1 protein-coding gene is annotated in these 505 nt (G+C 47.5%); it reads left to right on the top strand.

Annotation, left to right across the window (positions count from 1 at the left end):
* On the top strand, positions 1-430 hold a 430-nt coding region (locus HQR03_RS14480; RefSeq protein ID WP_244951942.1), incomplete at its 5' end, for an EF-Tu C-terminal domain-related protein.
* Positions 431-505 lie beyond the last annotated feature (75 nt).

Raw genomic sequence — 505 nt, 5'->3', positions numbered from 1 at the left:
AAAAACCACCTGTACTGGTGTAGAGATGTTCCGTAAACTGCTTGACGAAGGTCGTGCAGGCGAAAACTGTGGCGTACTACTACGTGGTACTAAGCGTGAAGACGTCCAACGCGGTCAAGTACTGGCTAAGCCAGGTTCGATCACGCCGCATACCAAATTTGACGCAGAAGTTTATGTATTGTCAAAAGAAGAGGGTGGTCGTCACACACCATTCCTAAACGGCTATCGTCCACAGTTCTACTTCCGTACTACTGACGTAACTGGCGCAATCCAATTACAAGACGGAACAGAGATGGTTATGCCTGGTGATAACGTTGAGATGGGCGTAGAGCTTATCCACCCAATCGCTATGGACAAAGGTCTTCGCTTCGCAATTCGTGAAGGCGGCCGTACGGTAGGCGCTGGTGTTGTTGCTAACGTATTGAACTAAGATTTAACCTATCAGAGTCATCTGAGAAAGTTGATCAGTTCGTGAAAAGCCATCCTTGAGAAAGGGTGGCTTTTT

Origin of the sequence: Psychrobacter okhotskensis, assembly GCF_013248965.1 — a bacterium.
GTDB lineage: Bacteria > Pseudomonadota > Gammaproteobacteria > Pseudomonadales > Moraxellaceae > Psychrobacter > Psychrobacter okhotskensis.
Note: the sequence above shows the minus strand (reverse complement) of the source record. Positions and strands in the feature narration are given on the sequence as shown.